This is a genomic window from Streptomyces sp. NPDC002838 (assembly GCF_040295365.1).
In the GTDB taxonomy this organism is placed as follows: Bacteria; Actinomycetota; Actinomycetes; order Streptomycetales; family Streptomycetaceae; genus Streptomyces.
Map to the genome: position 1 here is coordinate 184,397 of NZ_JBEOVF010000013.1, position 19,430 is coordinate 203,826.

Here is a 19,430-nt window from a genome sequence, read left to right on the forward strand (position 1 = left end):
TCCAACCGGCCAGCGAACCGCACATCCAGCCGACCCTCGAACTCCACACGGCACGACAATTGACGACCCGTCAGAAACGCTCGTACCGTCCCTTCATGCCCGTCAAGGCGTACGACCTCACCGGCCGCACCGCGTTCGTCACCGGCGCCGCCGGCGGCATCGGCCGCGCCTCGGCCGTCCTGCTCGCCGAGGCGGGCGCCACCGTGCACTGCGCGGACCTCGACTCACCGGGCCTCGACGAGACGGCGAGGACCATCAAGGACGCCGGCGGCACCGCCCACACCCATCACCTCGACGTCACCGACCGCGAGCAGATCCGCCAGGCCGTGGCCTCCTGCGAACGCCTCGACGTGATGGCCGCGATCGCCGGGATCATGCACAGCAGCCCGGTCCTGGAGACCCTCGAGGAGGACCTCGACCGGGTACTGGCCGTCAACTTCAAGGGGGTGCTCTACGCCTGCCAGGAGGCCGCCCGACTGATGCTCGCGCAGCAGATCAAGGGCAGCATCGTCACCATGGCCTCCGGCGCCGTGGACACCGGTGGCCCCGGCCTGCTCTGCTACGGCGCGGCCAAGGCGGCCGTCGTCCAGCTGACGAAGACACTGGCCGGGGAGGTCGGCCGGCACGGCATCCGGGTCAACGCGGTCGCGCCGGGCTGGATCCGTACCCCCATGACCGACCGCCACGACGCCGAGGCACAGGCGCACACCGAGGCGCTCATGTCCCGGATGTCTCCGCTGGGCCGGGTCGGCGAACCGGAGGAGGTCGCCCACGTCGTGCTCCACCTGGCCTGTGACGCCTCGTCCTTCACGACGGGGCAGATCCTGCGTCCGAACGGCGGTGTGGCGATGCCGTGGTAGCCCTGGCCGCTCGCCAGGCCCGCGCCCACCGCTCCGCACCGACCGCTCCCACGGCCCGCGCCTTGGGCACACAGTGCACCGGCAGCAGACTCAGCCCCCATCCCCCGGCCGCGACCGCCCCCTCCAGCACCCCAGCGTCCGGTGACACCGCGAGCCGCACCACGGCCCACCACCACAGCGCCCCGAGCCCCACAACCGCGCCCCAGGCCCCCCTGCGCACTATCGGCCGTGCCATGGACCCACCTCCAGCCCGACGCTAGACCGCCCTGCTCACCCACGGGGAGGGCGCACCGGCGGCACACGGTCGCACCAGTGGGTCCGCGCGGATTCCACACGACCGCGCCGAACCGAAAAACTGCGGCCCCGCCTCTCCACGATGCACGAAAGCCCCAAGCGGCGCTTCCCCACGATGCGCCCGGACCCCAGCCGCCACCGCCCACAACGCACGAAAGCCCCGACCAGCGCCTCCCCGGATCATCTGTTGTCCAGATCACCCGGAGAGCCCCGGCGGGGCCCCGCACACTTCCTCAGCGCAGCGTCAGCTCACGCTCACACCCGCGTGAACCTCACGCGGCGACCACGTCCACCGCTTCGGCGGGCGCCTTGATCGTCACCCGTTCCGGTGGCACACCGGTCACCGATACGGAACCCAGCATGGGACGAACCGGCGTGGGCACAGGCTCGCTGGGGGTGGCAGCAGCAGACTGGGCCAGCTCGGCGAGGGCGAGCTCGTCGCTCACTTCCCGCATGAGCTCGGACATCCGTACGTCCAGCGCGTCGCAGATGGCGGAGAGCAGCTCGGAGGAAGCCTCCTTCTGCCCCCGCTCCACCTCGGAGAGATAGCCGAGTGAGACTCGGGCGGACGAGGAGACTTCGCGCAGAGTACGGCCCTGGCGTTGGCGCTGCCGACGCAGCACGTCACCCAGCAGGCGACGGAGCAGAATCATCGGTGGCTCCCTCCTCGGACCGCGTAGCCGCATCCTTCTCGCCCCACCGTACCGCCTTGCGCCGCGGCCGTGCGGGGAGCGATGTCGTGTTCACTCAGGGCTGCAAACATCAAAACCCCCCGTTCCGTTCCGTATCCTGTGCCCGCTCATTCCCAGTGTGTTCGCTCGCAAGCCCCTCCAGGAGCAGTGCGAGTACGCTCCGTACACTCTCCATACGAATGTCCGCACGGTCGCCGTTCAACCGCAGAGCGGTCACTTTCCCGCCACCGGATGCCGTCGGCGTCGCTGCCAACGGCCCGTCGACGGCCACGAACACCGTCCCGACAGGCTTGCCGTCCTGCGGTTCCGGGCCGGCGACCCCAGTCGTCGCGATACCCCAGTCGGCACCGAGCGCCTTGCGCACTCCGGCCGACATCTGGGCCGCGACCTGCGGATCGACCGCCCCGCGCTCCGCCAGCAGGGTGGCGTCGACTCCCAGCAACTCGTGCTTCAGCTCGGTGGCATAGGCGGTGACCGAACCCCGGAACACCTTGGACGCCCCGGGGACCGCTGTGATTTCCGCCGCAACCAGTCCGCCCGTGAGCGACTCGGCGACGGCGAGCGTCTCACCCTTCACCTTGAGTAGTCGCACCACTTCTACGGCCGTTTCGGCGGCCGGGGAACTCACGCTTCCGTCTCCTCCAACGCGGCCTTGCGCTCGGCGATTCCCCGCCGGCGCAACACAATGGCCTGTCTCACATAGTCGAGCCCGGTCACGACGGTCAGCACGACCGCCGCCGCCATCACCCAGAACCTCAGGGTGGCCAGCCACCCCGTCAGCGCCAGGACATACATCCCCACGGCCACGCCCTGGGTGAGGGTCTTGAGCTTGCCGCCGCGGCTCGCGGGAATGACGCCGTACCGGATGACCAGGAAACGCAGCAGCGTGATCCCGAGTTCCCGGCCGAGGATGACGGCCGTCACCCACCACGGCAGATCACCGAGCGCCGACAGACAGATCAGCGCCGCCCCCATGATCGCCTTGTCGGCGATGGGGTCGGCGATCTTCCCGAAGTCGGTGACGAGGTCGTACGTCCGTGCCAGATGCCCGTCGAACAGGTCGGTGATCATGGCGATGGCGAAGGCCGCCCAGGCGAGCGAGCGCCACGCCGGGTCGTATCCGCCGTCGGCCAGCATCAGCGCGACGAAGCCGGGCACGAGGAGCAGCCGGAGCATGGTCAGCAGATTGGCGATGTTCCAGACGCTGGCCTGGTTGACGGCGGCGGCCGCCAGCTTCCCGCTACGAGCGGCCTTGGCCCCTTCCGACGAGGCACCGGACGCACCCGCCCCGCCGGACGCCGCGGGGACGGAGGCAGCAGGCGCGGCCCCACGCTTCGCACCGGAGGGGCCACCCGCCGCCGATGCCGGTACTCCGGTCATCTGCCCGCCTCCTCGCTACACGCGAGCGAGCCCTGCAGCGGCTCGGCCACCAGGTCGACACCTTCCGTACCGACCACCTTCGCCTCGACCATACGACCGACGCTCAGCCCTTCGCCGCTCGTGAGCAGCACCTGACCGTCCGTCTCCGGCGCCTGGTGCGCCGCACGGCCGTAGGCGCCCTCTGCGGAGTCCACGGACTCGACCAGCACCTGAAGCGTCTCACCGAGCCGCTCCTCGGCCCGCTGCGAGACGAGTTCCTCGGCCAGCCTGGAGACACGTGCCAGCCGCTCGGCGACGACGTCCTCGTCGAGCTTGTTGTCGTACGTCGCCGCTTCCGTGCCCTCCTCGTCGGAGTACCCGAAGACGCCGATGGCGTCCAGCCGCGCGCCGTTCAGGAACCGCTCCAGCTCGGCCAGGTCGTCCTCGGACTCACCGGGAAAGCCCACGATGAAGTTGGAGCGCACGCCGGCCTGGGGCGCCTTGTTCCGGATGGTGTCGAGCAGCTCCAGGAAGCGGTCGGTGTCGCCGAAGCGGCGCATCGCGCGCAGCACGCCCGGGGCGGAGTGCTGGAAGGACAGGTCGAAGTAGGGCGCGACCTTGGGCGTGGACGTCAGCACGTCGATCAGCCCGGGCCGCATCTCGGCCGGCTGGAGGTAGCTGACGCGCACCCGCTCGATGCCGCCGACCTCCGCGAGCTCGGGCAGCAGCGACTCCAGCAGACGGATGTCGCCCAGGTCCTTGCCGTACGACGTGTTGTTCTCGGAGACCAGCATGATCTCCTTGACGCCCTGCTCGGCGAGCCACCGCGTCTCGTTCAGCACGTCGCTCGGGCGGCGCGAGATGAAGGAGCCGCGGAAGGACGGGATGGCGCAGAAGGAGCAGCGCCGGTCGCAGCCGGAGGCGAGCTTCACCGAGGCGACCGGGGCGCCGTCGAGGCGGCGGCGCAGGGGCGCACGGGGGCCGGACACCGGAGCCACGCCCTCCGGCAGGTCGGACGGGGCACCGTGCCCGGGGAGGGCGACGTCGGACACCGACTGACGCTCGGCAGGGCTGATCGGCAGCAGCTTGCGCCGGTCGCGCGGGGTGTGCGCGGCGTGGATGCCGCCGTTCAGGATGGTCTGCAGGCGGTCGGAGATGTCGGTGTAGTCGTCGAAGCCGAGTACACCGTCGGCCTCGGGGAGAGCCTCGGCGAGCTCCTTGCCGTACCGCTCGGCCATGCAGCCCACCGCCACGACGGCCTGGGTTCTGCCGTGCCCCTTGAGATCATTGGCCTCGAGGAGGGCGTCGACGGAGTCCTTCTTGGCGGCGTCGACGAAGCCACAGGTGTTGACGACGGCCACGTCGGCGTCCTCGGCGTCCTTCACGAGCCGCCAGCCGTCCGCCTCCAAACGGCCTGCGAGCTCCTCCGAGTCCACCTCGTTGCGGGCGCAGCCAAGAGTGACGAGTGCGACGGTACGGCGTTCAGGCATGGGCTCAAGACTACTTCGTCCCGCTGACACCCCACGTCGACGGGGTTGGCCGATCTTGGCCAACCCCGTACCCACTCATCCGAAGACGCCGCTTATCCGAGCTGCGGATCGCCCTTCGTGTACGTCAGCCGCTCCACGGCCCCGGGCCGGAAGTCTTCCTCGATCTTCTTGCCGTTCACATACAGATCGATCGCCCCGGCGTCGCCGAGGACCAGGTTGATCTTCTCGCTGTCCTGGAAGGTCTTGGTCTCGCCCTCCTTGAGCAGCCCGTCGAACAACCGCATGCCGTTGTGGTCCTTGACGGAGATCCAGCTCTTTCCGTCGGCGGCACGGACCTGGACGGTGACCTTGTCCTGGGGAGCGGCCGCGATGGCGCTGTCCGACGGCTCCGGCTTCGGGTCCTCGGGCTTGTCGTTCTTCGGCGTGGGCGAGGGGGACTTGGTCGCGGGCTTGGAGCCCTCAGCGAGCTGTGTCTTGGCACCGGAGTCGCCGTCGCCGCCCTTGAACGCGGTGAACCCGACGAAGCCGACCACGGCGACGATCGCGGCGACCATGGCCGCGGTCCAGTTGGGCCCCCGCCGCTCCGGGCGGATGCGCTCCGCCTCGAACAGGGGTGCGGCCGACGTCGGAGCCGGACGGCCGCCGTGATCGGCGTCGTACTGGGCGAGCAGCGGGGCGGGATCGAGATGGACGGCCTTGGCCAGGGTCCGGATGTGACCGCGGGCGTAGACGTCTCCGCCGCACGCAGCGAAGTCGTCCGCCTCGATGGCGTGCACGATGGGGAGGCGAACTCGGGTGGCGGAACTGACATCGTCGACGGTCAGCCCGGCCGCGATACGCGCCTGCTGGAGGGCACGGCCGATCGAAGGGCGGGCATCCTCACGATCGTCTTCGAACGGACGCTCGTCTTCAGGGGAGTTGCCGATGGACACGGGGGCGCCTTTCGAGCGTTTAAGCCACCTGTGCTGGAGGTTCAGTCTAGGGGGGGTGCGAAAGGGTGGGGCAACCGGGCGGTGGGACTTTGTACGCCATCGGAATGGCCGGACACGCCGATGGTGGGGCACATGCTTTGCGCTTCCCTCAACTTGACGTACGCCGAAGGGAAACGGTTGCTCGATGATCCCTTACGGGTGGGTCACGATCGAGCACCGGCCTTGGGACTCTCTTTATGACTCCCCGCGTATCACCGCGAGCACGCCGTCCAGCTCGTCAGGTTTCACAAGAACATCACGCGCCTTGGACCCCTCGCTCGGTCCGACGATCCCCCGGGACTCCATGAGGTCCATCAGCCGCCCGGCCTTGGCGAACCCGACCCGCAGCTTGCGCTGCAGCATGGACGTCGACCCGAACTGCGTGGAGACGACCAGCTCGGCCGCCTGGCACAGCAGGTCGAGGTCGTCGCCGATGTCCTCGTCGATCTCCTTCTTCTGCTTGGTGCCCACGGTGACGTCGTCCCTGAAGACGGGCGCCATCTGGTCCTTGCAGTGCCGGACGACCACCGCGACCTCTTCCTCGGTCACGAAGGCGCCCTGCATACGGGTGGGCTTGTTCGCGCCCATCGGCAGGAAGAGCCCGTCGCCCTTGCCGATCAGCTTCTCGGCACCGGGCTGGTCGAGGATGACCCGCGAGTCGGCGAGCGAGGAGGTGGCGAAGGCGAGCCGCGAGGGCACGTTCGCCTTGATCAGACCGGTGACGACGTCCACGGACGGGCGCTGCGTGGCGAGCACCAGATGGATGCCGGCCGCGCGCGCGAGCTGCGTGATGCGCACGATCGCGTCCTCGACGTCGCGCGGGGCGACCATCATCAGGTCGGCGAGCTCGTCGACGATCACCAGCAGGTAGGGGTACGGCTGGAGCTCGCGCTCACTGCCCTCCGGCGCCGTCACCTTGCCGTTCCGCACGGCCTCGTTGAAGTCGTCGATGTGCCGGTAGCCGTACGCCGCCAAGTCGTCGTACCGCAGATCCATCTCCCGTACGACCCACTGCAGCGCCTCGGCGGCCCGCTTCGGGTTGGTGATGATCGGCGTGATCAGGTGCGGGATGCCCTCGTACGCGGTCAGCTCGACGCGCTTGGGGTCGACGAGGACCATGCGGACGTCCTCCGGGGTCGCCCGCATCATGACCGAGGTGATCAGGCAGTTGATGCAGGACGACTTACCGGAACCGGTCGCACCGGCAACGAGCACATGGGGCATCTTCGCGATGTTCGCCATCACGTAGCCGCCCTCGACGTCCTTGCCGAGCGCCACCAGCATCGGGTGGTCGTCCTCGGCGGCGGCCGCGAGGCGCAGTACGTCACCGAGGTTGACCATCTCCCGGTCGGTGTTCGGGATCTCGATGCCGACCGCCGACTTGCCGGGGATCGGGCTGATGATCCGTACGTCCGGGCTGGCGACGGCGTACGCGATGTTCTTGGTCAGCGCGGTGATCCGCTCGACCTTCACGGCGGGGCCGAGCTCGATCTCGTAGCGCGTGACCGTCGGCCCGCGCGTGAAGCCGGTGACGCGGGCGTCGACCTTGAACTCGGTGAAGACGTTGGTGAGCGAGGCGACGATGGCGTCGTTGGCGGCGCTGCGCGTCTTGCCGGGGCCTCCGCGCTCCAGGAGGTCGAGGGAGGGCAGTGCGTATGTGATGTCGCCGGAGAGCTGGAGCTGCTCGGCGCGCGCCGGCAGCTCGCGGGGCACTTCCGGAGCGGCCTTGGTGAGGTCCGCGACCCCTGTGTCGAGCTTCTCCTGCTTGGGGCGCGCGGCGGGGACGGGCGCCGGAGTCGGCGTCGGGGTCGTCTCCTGGCGGTCCCCCACGCTCACGCCCTGGGTGAGGTCGGCGACCACCGGCGAGGGCGGCATGCCGTGCATGACGGCACCGTCGAGCGCCGCCGCGGCGGCCGCTGCGACGTCCACAGCGTCCATGGGGCGGTTCATGTCGGGCTGCGGCACCGCGGAGCGCCTGGGGCGCCCACGACGCCGCGAAAGGGCATCCTGCTCCGCACTGTCGGGGTCGTACGCCTCGGATGCCGCGCCGCGTCTGCGGGGGCGCGCGGGCAGCGCCTCGCGCCACTGGTCGTCGTACCGCTCGTCGTCCTCGCCGAGCTCGTCCTCGGCCGGGTCGTGCACGATGCCGAGCTTCACGCCGAGCAGCCGCAGCCGCTGCGGGATGGCGTTGACCGGGGTGGCCGTGACCACCAGCAGCCCGAAGATCGTCAGCAGCACGAGCAGCGGTACGGCGAGGACCTCGCCCATGGTGTACGTCAGTGGCGTGGCCGCGCCCCAGCCGATGAGGCCGCCTGCGTCCCTTATCGCCTGCATGCCGTCGCCGCGCGCGGGCGAGCCGCAGGCGATGTGGACCTGGCCGAGCACTCCGATGACGAGCGCGGACAGGCCGATCACGATGCGGCCGTTGGCCTCGGGCTGCTCGGGGTGGCGGATGAAGCGCACGGCGATGACCGCGAGCAGTATCGGCACGAGCAGGTCGAGCCGGCCGAAGGCGCCGGTCACGATGATCTCGACGAGGTCGCCGACGGGACCGCGCAGGTTCGACCAGGTGCCGGCGGCGACGATCAGCCCGAGGCCGAGCAGCAGCAGCCCGACGCCGTCCTTGCGATGGGCCGGGTCGAGGTTCTTCGCGCCCTGCCCTATGCCGCGGAACACCGTGCCGACGGCGTGCGCGATCCCGAGCCAGACGGCGCGCACGAGCCGGTAGATGCCCCCGGTCGGGCTGGGCGCCGGCTTCGGCGGCGCGGCCTTCTTCGCCGCGGCCTTCTTGGCGGGCGCCTTCTTCGCCGGGGCTTTCTTCGCAGCAGCGGCCTTCTTCGCCGGAGCCTTCGCGGAGGCAGCCTTCTTCGCGGGCTGCTTCTTGGCTGCGGAGGGACGTGAGGCCATAGGTGTGAGGTTACCGGTGGAGACGACAGCGGACACGTGTGCCGGGTGCTTCACCCGTTCGTGTCGCTCCTGAAAAGGAGCCGAGTTGACGCACGCTCACGCGCACAGCCCCGCCTGAGCCCACGCAGGATCGCGCGCTACGACGCCTGCGGCACACGTCAGTTCTGCGACGGCACCGAAGGAGAACTCCCGGTGCCCGGCTCCAAAGCGTCCAGCGCCCGCCGCAGCCCCGTGAGTTTGCGTTCGAGATGGGCCGCCGTGGCCACCGCCGCCGCATCCGCCGACTCGTCGTCCAGCTGCTTGGACAGCGCCTCGGCCTGCTCCTCGACCGCCGCCAGCCGTGCCGACAGCTCGGCCAGCAACCCCGCAGGTTCCTTCGCGTCCCCGGCATCCGCCTTGCCGCCGCCCTCCAACTGGAGCCGCAGCAGCGCCGCCTGCTCACGCAGCTGGCAGTTCTTCATGTACAGCTCGACGAAGACGGAGACCTTCGCGCGCAGCACCCAGGGGTCGAAGGGCTTGGAGATGTAGTCCACCGCACCCGCCGCGTAGCCCCGGAACGTGTGATGCGGTCCGTGGTTGATCGCGGTGAGGAAGATGATCGGGATGTCCCGGGTGCGTTCTCGCCGCTTGATGTGCGCGGCCGTTTCGAATCCGTCCATGCCCGGCATCTGGACGTCCAGCAGAATGACCGCGAAGTCGTCCGTGAGCAGTGCTTTGAGCGCTTCCTCCCCGGACGATGCCCGCACCAGCGTCTGATCGAGCGCAGAGAGGATGGCCTCCAGCGCCAGCAGATTCTCCGGCCGGTCATCGACCAGGAGGATCTTGGCCTTCTGCACCATGGCCCGCCCTCCTCGCCCCGGCGTGGGGCCTCCCCTGTCCGCAGGACTTGGGGTGACGCCGGTGGGCGCCGCCCCAGGGGACGACTCCCTTGCGTCGCCCGTCCTTGTGCCGGTCATCGTAGCCGCACCCCGCCCGTCGCCACACCCTGTCACCGCGATGTCACTGTGCACGTAGCAGAAACGCGGCGGGAGACCAGAAGGTTCCCTGATTCCCGTACTTCTACACGACCTCGGCCACCCTGAGTCAGCAACTCCGGGCCCCCTGCGAAGGTTCCCGCCACATGGTCACGAAGCCCGAACAAAGCCCGACCCTTCCCGTCACTCGCCACGCATCCACTGTTCCATGACCGACAGCAGGTGATCGGGATCGACCGGCTTGGTCACGTAGTCGGAGGCGCCCGACTGGATCGCCTTCTCCCGGTCGCCCTTCATCGCCTTCGCGGTCAGCGCGACGATCGGCAGCCCGGCGAACTGCGGCATCCTGCGGATCGCCGTGGTCGTAGCGTATCCGTCCATCTCGGGCATCATGATGTCCATCAGGACGACCGCGACGTCGTCGTGCTGCTCCAGGACCTCGATGCCCTCGCGACCGTTCTCCGCGTACAGGACGGACAGTCCGTGCTGTTCGAGGACGCTGGTGAGGGCGAAGACGTTGCGGATGTCGTCGTCGACGATCAGCACCTTCTCCCCGCCGAAGCGGATGCCCCGGCGCGACTTCGGCGCCGCCTGCTGCTCCCCCGCGGCCGGCCACTGCTCCGCCTGCGCGGGGCGCTGTTCGATCTCCGGCACGGGCCTGCGGCGGCGCCGGAAGAGCGCGGCCGCACCGTTCTGCGTCTCCTGGTACGACTTCACCTCGGCCGGCGTCTCCGCCTCGGGCAGCTCGGGCAGACCCGAGGAGGACACCATCAGGTCCCCGGGACCCAGGGCGGGCACGAGCTGCTGATAGCCCTGCGGCGGCAGTTCGCTCGGATGCAGCGGCAAATACAGCGTGAAGGTCGATCCACGTCCCGGCTCGCTCTGCGCGTGGATCTCACCGCCCAGCAGCTGCGCGATCTCCCTGGAGATCGACAGACCGAGACCGGTACCGCCGTACTTGCGGCTCGTCGTGCCGTCCGCCTGCTTGAACGCCTCGAAGATCACCCGCATCTTGCTGGCCGCGATACCGATGCCGGTATCGGTCACGGAGAACGCGATCAGGTCGGCGTCCGGGTCGCGCAGCGAACCGGTCTCCAACAACTGCTCCCGGATCGCCATCGGCACGTCCCTGCCGGCCGGCCGGATGACCAGCTCGACGGCCCCGGAGTCGGTGAACTTCACCGCGTTGGACAGCAGGTTGCGCAGCACCTGAAGCAGCCGCTGCTCGTCGGTGTGCAGGGTGGCCGGCAGCTCCGGCGACACCCGTACGGACAGATCCAGGCCCTTCTCCGCGGTCAGCGGGCGGAAGGTGGCCTCCACGTAGTCGACGAGCTGGACGAGCGCGATACGCGTCGGGGAGACGTCCATCTTGCCCGCCTCGACCTTCGACAGGTCCAGGATGTCGTTGATCAGCTGGAGCAGGTCGGAACCGGCCCCGTGGATCGTCTCGGCGAACTCCACCTGCTTCGGGGAGAGGTTGCCCTCGGCGTTGTCGGCGAGCAACTTGGCCAGGATCAGCAGCGAGTTGAGCGGCGTACGCAGCTCGTGCGACATGTTGGCCAGGAACTCGCTCTTGTAGCGCATGGACACGGCGAGCTGCTCGGCGCGCTCCTCCAGGACCTGCCGCGCCTCTTCGATCTCGGTGTTCTTCACCTCGATGTCGCGGTTCTGCTGGGCCAGCAGCTCGGCCTTCTCCTCCAGTTCGGCGTTGGACGCCTGGAGGGCCTTCTGCCGGTTCTCCAACTCCTCCGACCGCTCCCTCAGTTGCTCGGTCAGCTCCTGCGACTGCCTGAGCAGCACCTCGGTCTTGGTGTTGACGGAGATGGTGTTGACGCTGGTCGCGATCATCTCGGCGATCTGGTTGAGGAAGTCCTTCTGGATCTGCGTGAAGGGCGTGAAGGACGCCAGCTCGATGACGCCGAGCACCTTGCCCTCGAACAGCACCGGAAGGACGATCACCTGGGCGGGCGGCGCCTCCCCCAGCCCGGAGGAGATCTTCAGGTAGCCGCTGGGCGCGTTCTCCACCAGGATCGTGCGCTTCTCCATGGCGGCCGTCCCGATCAGTCCCTCCCCCGGCCGGAACGAGGTCGGCATGGAACCCATCGAGTAGGCGTACGACCCCAGCATCCGCAGCTCGTACTGGTCCTCGCCCTCGGCGTTCATGTCCTTGCCGTCGACCAGAGGCATCGCCAGGAAGAACGCGCCGTGCTGCGCGGACACCACCGGCGTCAGCTCGCTCATGATGAGGGAGGCCACGTCCTCCAGGTCGCGGCGGCCCTGCATCAGCGCGGAGATGCGGGCCAGGTTGCCCTTGAGCCAGTCCTGCTCCTTGTTGGCGATCGTGGTGTCGCGGAGGTTGGCGATCATCTTGTTGATGTAGTCCTGAAGTTCCTGGATCTCGCCGGAGGCGTCCACATCGATCTTCAGGTTGAGGTCGCCGCGGGTCACCGCGGTCGCCACACGCGCGATGGCACGCACCTGCCGGGTCAGGTTCCCGGCCATCTCGTTCACGGACTCGGTGAGGTCGCGCCAGGTGCCGTCGACGTCCCGCACGCGTGCCTGGCCGCCGAGCTGGCCCTCCGTACCCACCTCACGGGCGACTCGGGTGACCTCCTCGGCGAAGGACGACAGCTGGTCGACCATCGTGTTGATCGTCGTCTTGAGCTCGAGAATCTCGCCGCGAGCGTCAATGTCGATCTTCTTGGTCAAGTCGCCCTTGGCGATCGCCGTGGTCACCATGGCGATGTTGCGCACCTGGCCGGTCAGGTTGGACGCCATCTGGTTCACGGACTCGGTGAGGTCCTTCCACGTACCGGCCACACCCGGCACGCGCGCCTGCCCGCCCAGGATGCCGTCCGTGCCCACCTCACGGGCCACCTTGGTGACCTGGTCGGCGAACGAACTCAGCGTCTTCACCATCGTGTTGAAGGTGTCGGCGAGCTGCGCGACCTCGCCGCGCGCCTCGATCGTCACCGTCCGCGTCAGGTCACCGTTGGCGACAGCCGCCGCGACCTGCGAGATGTTGCGCACCTGCATGGTCAGGTTGTTGGCCATCAGGTTGACGTTGTCGCTGAGGTCCTTCCAGATGCCCACGACCCCGGGCACATGCGCCTGGCCGCCCAGGATGCCTTCGGTGCCCACCTCACGGGCCACCCGGGTCACCTGCTCCGCGAACGACGACAGCTGATCAACCATCGTGTTGACCGTCGTGACGAGCTCAAGGATCTCGCCCTTGGCGTCAACAGTGATCTTCTTCGACAGATCACCCTTGGCGACCGCGGTCGTCACCTCGGCGATGTTCCTCACCTGGATGGTCAGGTTGTTCGCCATGAAGTTCACGGACTGCGTGAGGTCCTTCCAGGTACCGGAGACACCCTGCACCTCGGCCTGCCCGCCGAGCATGCCCTCCGTGCCCACCTCACGGGCCACACGCGTGACCTCCTGGGCGAAGGACGACAGCTGGTCCACCATCGTGTTCAGGGTGTTCTTCAGCTCCAGGATCTCGCCGCGCGCGTCCACCGTGATCTTCTGGGACAGGTCACCGCGGGCCACCGCGGTGGCGACCTGCGCGATGTTGCGCACCTGAGCGGTGAGGTTGCCGGCCATGCCGTTCACGGAGTCGGTCAGATCCCGCCACACACCGGCGACGCCGGGCACCTGCGCCTGACCGCCCAGCCGCCCCTCGGTGCCCACCTCGCGGGCGACCCGAGTCACCTGGTCGGCGAAGGCGGAGAGCTGGTCGACCATCGTGTTGATGGTGTTCTTCAGTTCCAGGATCTCGCCGCGCGCGTCGACGTCGATCTTCTGGGACAGGTCACCCCGGGCCACCGCGGTCGTCACCTGGGCGATCTGCCGCACCTGCGAGGTGAGGTTGCCGCCCATGAAGTTGACGGAGTCGGTGAGTTCCTTCCACGTACCGGAAACTCCCGGCACCACGGCCTGACCGCCCAGCCGCCCCTCGGTACCCACGTCCCGGGCCATCCGCGTCACCTGGTCGGCGAAGGCCGACAGCTGGTCCACCATCGTGTTCACGGTGTTCTTCAGCTGGAGCATCTCGCCGGAGACGTCCACCGTGACCTTCTGCGACAGGTCACCGTTGGCCACGGCCGTCGTCACCTGGGCGATGTTCCTCACCTGTCCGGTGAGGTTCCGGAACGCCGTGTTGACGGAGTCCGTCAGGTCCTTCCACGTGCCGGCGGCCCCGGGCACCTGTGCCTGACCGCCCAGCTCACCCTCGACACCGACCTCACGAGCAACCCGCGTGACCTCGGCACCGAACGCGGACAGCTGGTCCACCATCCCGTTGACGGTGTTCTTCAGCTCCAGCATCTCGCCGGCCACGTCGACGGTGACCTTCTGCGACAGGTCACCACTGGCCACGGCCGTCGTCACGTAGGCGATGTCCCGCACCTGGATGGTGAGGTTCCGGAAGACGGTGTTGACGGAATCCGTCAGGTCCTTCCACGTCCCCGCCGCACCCGGCACGTTCGCCTGCCCGCCGAGCCGTCCCTCGGCGCCGACCTCGTTGGCCACGCGCGTGACCTCGTCGGCGAAGGTCCGCAGCGTCTCGGTCATCTGGTTGATCGTGTCGGCGAGCTGCGCGACCTCGCCGCGCGCCGACACCGTCACCTTCTGTGACAGGTCACCGCTGGCAACCGCGGTCGTCACCTGAGAGATCCCACGCACCTGGGCCGTCAGATTGCCGGCCATGAGATTCACCGAATCGGTGAGGTCCTTCCACACCCCGGCCACACCGGGCACCTGTGCCTGACCGCCCAGCTCGCCCTCGACGCCGACCTCGCGCGCGACGCGGGTCACCTCGGAGGAGAACGACGACAGCTGGTCCACCATCGTGTTGACGGTGTTCTTCAGTTCCAGCATCTCGCCGGCCACATGAACCGTGACCTTCCGGGACAAGTCACCCTTGGCGACCGCCGTGGTCACAAGTGCGATATCCCGCACCTGGGCGGTGAGCCGGTACGCCATCGTGTTGACGGACTCGGTCAGGTCCTTCCACGAACCGGACATACCGCGCACCCGGGCCTGTCCGCCCAGCTTGCCCTCGGTGCCGACCTCGCTGGCCACGCGCGTGACCTCGTCGGTGAACGTCGACAGCTGATCGACCAGGTTGTTGACGGTCCGCCCGACCTTCAGGAACTCCCCGCGCAGCGGATGCCCCGGCCCCTCGGGCGTCTGCGTCCGCAGATCCATGCGCGGCGACAGATCACCCTCGGCCACCGCGGACAGCACCCGGCTGACCTCGGAGACAGGCCGTACGAGGTCGTCCACGAGCGCGTTCGAGTTGTCGATGGCGGCCGCCCACGAGCCCTCGGAGGCGCCTGTTTCCAGCCGTTCTGTGAGCTTTCCCTCGCGTCCCACCATGCGCCGGACCCGCGCGAGCTCACCCGTGAGATGGAGATTGCGGTCCGCTACCTCGTTGAAAACGGCAGCAATCTCCGACATCACGCCGTCGCCGGACACCGTGAGCCGCTTTCGGAAGTTCCCGTCGCGCATCGCCACGAGAGCCACCAGCAGTCGGTTCAGGGCAGCCGTATCCACCGCGGTGGTCCCGCCGCGCGTCTTGCGCTGGTTACTCGGGGACTGCCCGCCTTTCGCGCGCGTCTTAGTGCCCCGCGTCTCTGCGCCAGACTCCACTGTGTCCCTCCCGCAGGGGTCGACCGTTACTGCTGTGTCGGGTACTACTGCTCGGCGTACCAGTTACTACTGCGTATTCCTGCCCGCTGTATCAGGCCACACCATGGGGCTGCTGCCCACCGCATGCAAACCACACTCAGCCTGCCAGTACCTTCACCAGAAGCTTGCCCAGTGTTTCACCCTGCCTGAACCAGGCCATAACAGTTCGGCAGCTTCGCACATCGTCCGCACACCCTCCGGACGGAAACACTGCAGACCGGCATCCGCATGGACGGGGAAGGTAAGTAACCTTGCATGCGGCTGTCCAGCCGCGCCGGTCCTTCCGGCCTGGGCGGTGGCACGAGAACGAGCGGGCATCGGAGGGCGGCCGCACACATGACCACCGGACTGATCCCCGGGGGACAGCCCCCGGACCCCCGGCCGACGGGCGGCCTGCCGCAGCAGCGGCACGAGCCGGTCGGCCGGGCAGCCCTGCACGTCGACAACCGGTCGAGGAGTTCTGTGATCACCGCGCGCGCGGCCGCCAGCTTCGAGCCCGTCGGGCGATCGGTCGCGAGCGCCCGCTCCTTCGTCCGCGACACTCTCCAGGGCTGGGGTTTCGTCGACATCGTCGACGACGCCGTCGTCCTCACGAGCGAACTGGTGACCAACGCCGTGGTGCACGCGGGCACATCCGCAGACGTGCTGTGCCTACGGAGTGACGATGGCGTACGGATCGAGGTGGCCGACCGCTATCCGGAACGCGAAATCCCCCTCCAGGGTCAGGCCGTCAACATGGGCAGCCCCGACCGCGAGGGCGGCCGCGGCCTCCAGCTCTGCGCGGCGCTGGCCAGCCGCTGGGGCGTCGAGTACACGCCCACGCACAAGCAGGTCTGGTTCCAACTCGCACTCCCCGAGCGCCCGGTGGGCACCCGCGCTGCGGGCCCGTCCCTGCCTGCCGACCTCCTGCCGCTCGCCGACGGCCGGGTCCGCGTCGCGGTCGTCCAGATCGACCGTACGGGCGCCATCACCTCCTGGAACGAGGACGGCGAGGAACTCTTCGGCTACGCGGCCGAACAGGTCATCGGCAAGCCGCTGACCGACCTCGCGGCCTGGCCGCACACCCCCGGCACCAGCACGGGCATCGCCGAGGCCCTCCAACTCTCGCGCTGGGAGGGCAGTTACGGCATCAGGGACGCCAACGGCCGCATCATCTCCGTGTACGCCTCCCACCTCCGCGTCCGCGACACGGCCGGCGAGCCTTCCACCGTCTGCCTCCTCGTCCGCGACCACGAACGGGCCGTACTGCAGACCCCGTTGCGTGTCCCCGCCTCCGACACGAACACCGGGTCCGACGGCCAGAGCGCCGACCCCTTCGAAGTGTTCATCGGCTCCCCGGCCCCCGACGACCTCGACGGCCTCCTCCAGCGCACGGTGGAACGCGCCCGCGACATGCTCGACGGCGACTCCGCCTTCCTGCTCCTCGCGACCGACGACGAAACGGAATTGGAGGTCCGCGCCTCCACGGGCCTGCCCTCCGCCCGTCAGCGCTTCGCCCGCGTCCCCGTCGAGGCGGGCCCCGGCCGCTACGGCTCGGCCCGCATGCCCGCCGTCCACGACGACCTGACAGCCGTACCAGGCGCCGTACCGCTGCTGAGCGGCACCGGCATGCGCTCGGTCGTCACGGTCCCCCTGAAGGTCGAGGGCCGCCTCACGGGCTCCCTGGGCGTGGCGGCCGAGGCCCCAGGCAGATACTCGAACGAAGAGGCCCTCCGTCTCCAATTCGCCGCCGACCGCATCGCGTTGGCCGTGGAGTCCGCCCGCCTCGGCGAACTCGAACGCCTGCGCCGAGGCTCCCTGAGCTTCCTCGTCGAGGCCTCCGACCTCCTGGCCGGCACCCTGGACCGCGACCAGACCCTCGCCCTGATGGCCCAGATGACGGTCCCGACCCTGGCCACGTGGTGCGCGGTCTACACGATCGCCGACCAGGCCTCGGATCCGTACCTGTCGTACGTCCTGCACGAGGACGAGGAACTGATCGACGGCATCAAGTCCCTCCTCTCCAAGATCGCCCCGCCGGACCCGGTCCCCACCCCCGGCGCCCGCGTCTGGTCCGCCCCCGGCGAGGCCGCCCACCAGGCGGCCCTGCGCAGCTCCATGCGCAGCCTCGGCCTCAGCGGCGGGCGCACCCGCCAGCTGGCGTCGGGCATCGGCCCGACCCTCGCCACGGCCTCGGCGGTGGGCGGCGAGACGGTGGTCCTCCCCCTGGTGGCCCGCAACCGCGTCATCGGCATGCTGACCCTCGGCAAGCCCACGGACGAACACTTCCGTCAGGAAATCCTGGAGTTGGCTGAGGACCTTTCACGCAGGGCCGCCCTCGCCCTGGACAACGCCCGCCTGTACTCCGAGCGCACAGCGATCAGCCAGTCCCTCCAGCGCAGCCTCCTGCCGCCCGAGCTCCCCGAGATCGACGGCGTGGAGGTCGAGGTCATCTACCGCGCGGCCGGCGAGGGCAACGAGGTCGGCGGCGACTTCTACGACCTCTTCCAGATCCGCGACGGTGCCTACGGCTTCGCCATCGGTGACGTCTGCGGCACGGGTCCGAACGCTGCGGCGGTCACGGGCCTGGCCCGCCACGCCTTGAGGCTGCTCGCTCGCGAGGGCCTGAGCGGCCCGGCGGTCCTGGAGCGCCTGAACTCCGCGATCCTCGACGAGGGCGCCCGCAGCCGCTTCCTGACGCTCCTGTACGGCGAGTTGTGGCCCCAGGCGGACGGCAGCGCCCAGCTGAAGGTGGTCTGCGCCGGCCACCCCCTCCCGCTCCGCCTGCGCCAGGACGGCACGGTCGAACCGGCCGCCGAACCGCAGCCGCTCCTCGGCGTCATGGACGACCTGGAGCTGTACGAGCAGACAATCACCCTCGATCCCGGCGACGTCCTCCTGTGTGTCACGGACGGCGTCACCGAGCGCCGCGAAGGCGCCCGCATGCTGGGCGACGACGGCCTCGCCGACGTCCTGACGACCTGCACGGGCCTGACAGCGGGCGCCGTGGCGGCCCGCATCATGCGCGCGGTGGAGCGGTTCGCACAGGACGCCCCGTCCGACGACATGGCGATCCTGGCGATGCGCGTCCCCGGCCTCCACAAGGACTGACAGGGCCACGGGGGCATGCGAAAGGCCCCCGCCCGGAAGGGCGAGGGCCTTTCTCGTGGAGCCCCCAAACGGAATCGAACCGTTGACCTTCTCCTTACCATGGAGACGCTCTGCCGACTGAGCTATAGGGGCCTGTCACCTTGTCGCGGTCTCCCGCGCGGTTGACAGGATAGATCATACACACAATCCACGGCTGCTCCGAACCGTCCGTTCCGTGGCCGTGAGTTGACCTAAAAGGCCGGCTGCAGCAGTCCCCCGAGCGCATTGCACGCGCCGACTATCCGCTGCATGTCCCGCTTGGTCAACGAGGCATCCACAGGCAGCGCCAGCGTCTCGTCGGCGGCCCGCTCGGTCTCCGGCAGCGCCACACAGCGCCGGTACTCCGGCAGCCGATGCACAGGCGTCTTTACCGGCACCCGGCACTCGACTCCCCTGGCCCGCACGGCCCGGGCGAAGGCATCCCGATCCGGCCGCCCGTTCCCCGGCACTCGCACGACGTACTGCTGATAGGTGTGCCCGTCACCACCATCAGGCGTGCGCACACCCCTCAACTTCGTATCGAGATAGGTGGCCCGCTGCCTGCGCTGAGCAACCTCGTCGTACGGCGCCTCGGACTCCCCCTGCTGGAGCACAAGAAGCCCATGCCGCTCCCCGACCCCGAGCAGCCGCACCATGTCGGCCGGCCGCCCGAATCGATGTACGACAACTACAGCCGCCGTCCGCGGAGTTACGGCCGCTTCGACAGCGGACGCGTCAAGACAGTAGGTCACCGGGTCTATGTCGGCGAACACCGGAAGCGCCCCCGCCAGGATCACGGCCTCGGCGACTTCCGCGTTTCCGAACGCCGGTACGACAACCTCGTCACCGATGCCGACGCCGGCGGCCCTGAGCATTGCAGCAGTACCCATACGGGGATCGTGGTTGCGCAACGTGAACTTCAAGTGACGCAGAACAAAAAAGGGTTGGACCCGGAACCGAAGTTCAGGGTCCAACCCTTTGAATAATTGTTCGGCGGCGTCCTACTCTCCCACAGGGTCCCCCCTGCAGTACCATCGGCGCTGTAAGGCTTAGCTTCCGGGTTCGGAATGTAACCGGGCGT

Annotated in this window: 12 protein-coding genes, 1 tRNA gene and 1 rRNA gene; 2 read left to right on the top strand and 12 right to left on the bottom strand. The window is 69.0% G+C overall.

Annotated elements, in window-relative coordinates:
- The first annotated feature begins 95 nt into the window (after positions 1-95).
- Complete coding sequence (locus ABT063_RS19410; protein ID WP_351058578.1) at positions 96-860, top strand: SDR family NAD(P)-dependent oxidoreductase; 765 nt, start codon at positions 96-98, stop codon at positions 858-860.
- Here ABT063_RS19410 and ABT063_RS19415 read toward each other — a convergent pair.
- The 9 genes from ABT063_RS19415 to ABT063_RS19455 form a co-directional block, all read right to left on the bottom strand.
- Entirely contained in the window at positions 808-1,095 is a 288-nt protein-coding gene (locus tag ABT063_RS19415) for a hypothetical protein (protein ID WP_351058579.1), read from the bottom strand. The genes ABT063_RS19410 and ABT063_RS19415 overlap by 53 nt on opposite strands.
- Positions 1,096-1,426: 331 nt before the next feature.
- Positions 1,427-1,807, bottom strand: coding sequence for a helix-turn-helix domain-containing protein (locus tag ABT063_RS19420; protein WP_003993396.1), 381 nt, complete (start codon positions 1,805-1,807; stop codon positions 1,427-1,429).
- A gap of 109 nt (positions 1,808-1,916) precedes the next feature.
- Positions 1,917-2,474, bottom strand: a complete 558-nt coding sequence (locus ABT063_RS19425) for a CinA family protein (RefSeq protein ID WP_351058580.1) — start codon at positions 2,472-2,474, stop codon at positions 1,917-1,919.
- Positions 2,471-3,226, bottom strand: a complete 756-nt coding sequence (pgsA, locus tag ABT063_RS19430; protein WP_351058581.1) for a CDP-diacylglycerol--glycerol-3-phosphate 3-phosphatidyltransferase — start codon at positions 3,224-3,226, stop codon at positions 2,471-2,473. Before pgsA ends, ABT063_RS19425 begins: the two co-directional genes overlap by 4 nt.
- Complete coding sequence (gene rimO / locus ABT063_RS19435) at positions 3,223-4,695, bottom strand: 30S ribosomal protein S12 methylthiotransferase RimO (RefSeq protein WP_351058582.1); 1,473 nt, start codon at positions 4,693-4,695, stop codon at positions 3,223-3,225. Before rimO ends, pgsA begins: the two co-directional genes overlap by 4 nt.
- A gap of 92 nt (positions 4,696-4,787) precedes the next feature.
- Positions 4,788-5,627, bottom strand: coding sequence for a helix-turn-helix domain-containing protein (locus ABT063_RS19440; RefSeq protein ID WP_351058583.1), 840 nt, complete (start codon positions 5,625-5,627; stop codon positions 4,788-4,790).
- 234 nt (positions 5,628-5,861) lie between these two features.
- Positions 5,862-8,573 (bottom strand): DNA translocase FtsK, encoded by a 2,712-nt coding sequence (locus ABT063_RS19445; RefSeq protein ID WP_351058584.1) that lies wholly within the window; start codon positions 8,571-8,573, stop codon positions 5,862-5,864.
- A gap of 158 nt (positions 8,574-8,731) precedes the next feature.
- Entirely contained in the window at positions 8,732-9,412 is a 681-nt protein-coding gene (locus tag ABT063_RS19450) for a response regulator (protein ID WP_351058585.1), read from the bottom strand.
- Positions 9,413-9,730: 318 nt separating this feature from the next.
- Positions 9,731-15,202: a HAMP domain-containing hybrid sensor histidine kinase/response regulator gene (locus ABT063_RS19455; protein WP_351058586.1), complete on the bottom strand. Its 5,472-nt coding sequence runs from the start codon at positions 15,200-15,202 to the stop codon at positions 9,731-9,733.
- A gap of 375 nt (positions 15,203-15,577) precedes the next feature.
- On the opposite strand from ABT063_RS19455, the gene ABT063_RS19460 reads away from it, so the two are divergent.
- A complete protein-coding gene (locus tag ABT063_RS19460) occupies positions 15,578-18,331 on the top strand; it encodes a SpoIIE family protein phosphatase (RefSeq protein WP_351058587.1) in 2,754 nt (917 codons plus the stop codon).
- Positions 18,332-18,387: 56 nt separating this feature from the next.
- Here ABT063_RS19460 and ABT063_RS19465 read toward each other — a convergent pair.
- From ABT063_RS19465 to rrf, 3 genes are all read right to left on the bottom strand, one after another.
- Positions 18,388-18,463: transfer RNA gene (locus tag ABT063_RS19465), tRNA-Thr, on the bottom strand.
- A 98-nt stretch (positions 18,464-18,561) separates the two neighbouring features.
- Positions 18,562-19,224 (bottom strand): DegT/DnrJ/EryC1/StrS family aminotransferase, encoded by a 663-nt coding sequence (locus tag ABT063_RS19470; protein ID WP_351058595.1) that lies wholly within the window; start codon positions 19,222-19,224, stop codon positions 18,562-18,564.
- A 113-nt stretch (positions 19,225-19,337) separates the two neighbouring features.
- Positions 19,338-19,430, bottom strand: a 5S ribosomal RNA gene (gene rrf, locus ABT063_RS19475); the annotation flags it as partial.

What these genes read in the sequence shown, in the direction of transcription:
- ABT063_RS19470 (WP_351058595.1), bottom strand. Translation starts at nt 19,224, where the DNA reads ATGCTCAGGGCCGCCGGCGTCGGCATCGGTGACGAGGTTGTCGTACCG.
- ABT063_RS19450 (WP_351058585.1), bottom strand. Translation starts at nt 9,412, where the DNA reads ATGGTGCAGAAGGCCAAGATCCTCCTGGTCGATGACCGGCCGGAGAAT.
- ABT063_RS19460 (WP_351058587.1), top strand. Translation starts at nt 15,578, where the DNA reads ATGACCACCGGACTGATCCCCGGGGGACAGCCCCCGGACCCCCGGCCG.
- ABT063_RS19420 (WP_003993396.1), bottom strand. Translation starts at nt 1,807, where the DNA reads ATGATTCTGCTCCGTCGCCTGCTGGGTGACGTGCTGCGTCGGCAGCGC.
- pgsA (WP_351058581.1), bottom strand. Translation starts at nt 3,226, where the DNA reads ATGACCGGAGTACCGGCATCGGCGGCGGGTGGCCCCTCCGGTGCGAAG.
- ABT063_RS19415 (WP_351058579.1), bottom strand. Translation starts at nt 1,095, where the DNA reads ATGGCACGGCCGATAGTGCGCAGGGGGGCCTGGGGCGCGGTTGTGGGG.
- ABT063_RS19445 (WP_351058584.1), bottom strand. Translation starts at nt 8,573, where the DNA reads ATGGCCTCACGTCCCTCCGCAGCCAAGAAGCAGCCCGCGAAGAAGGCT.
- rimO (WP_351058582.1), bottom strand. Translation starts at nt 4,695, where the DNA reads ATGCCTGAACGCCGTACCGTCGCACTCGTCACTCTTGGCTGCGCCCGC.
- ABT063_RS19410 (WP_351058578.1), top strand. Translation starts at nt 96, where the DNA reads ATGCCCGTCAAGGCGTACGACCTCACCGGCCGCACCGCGTTCGTCACC.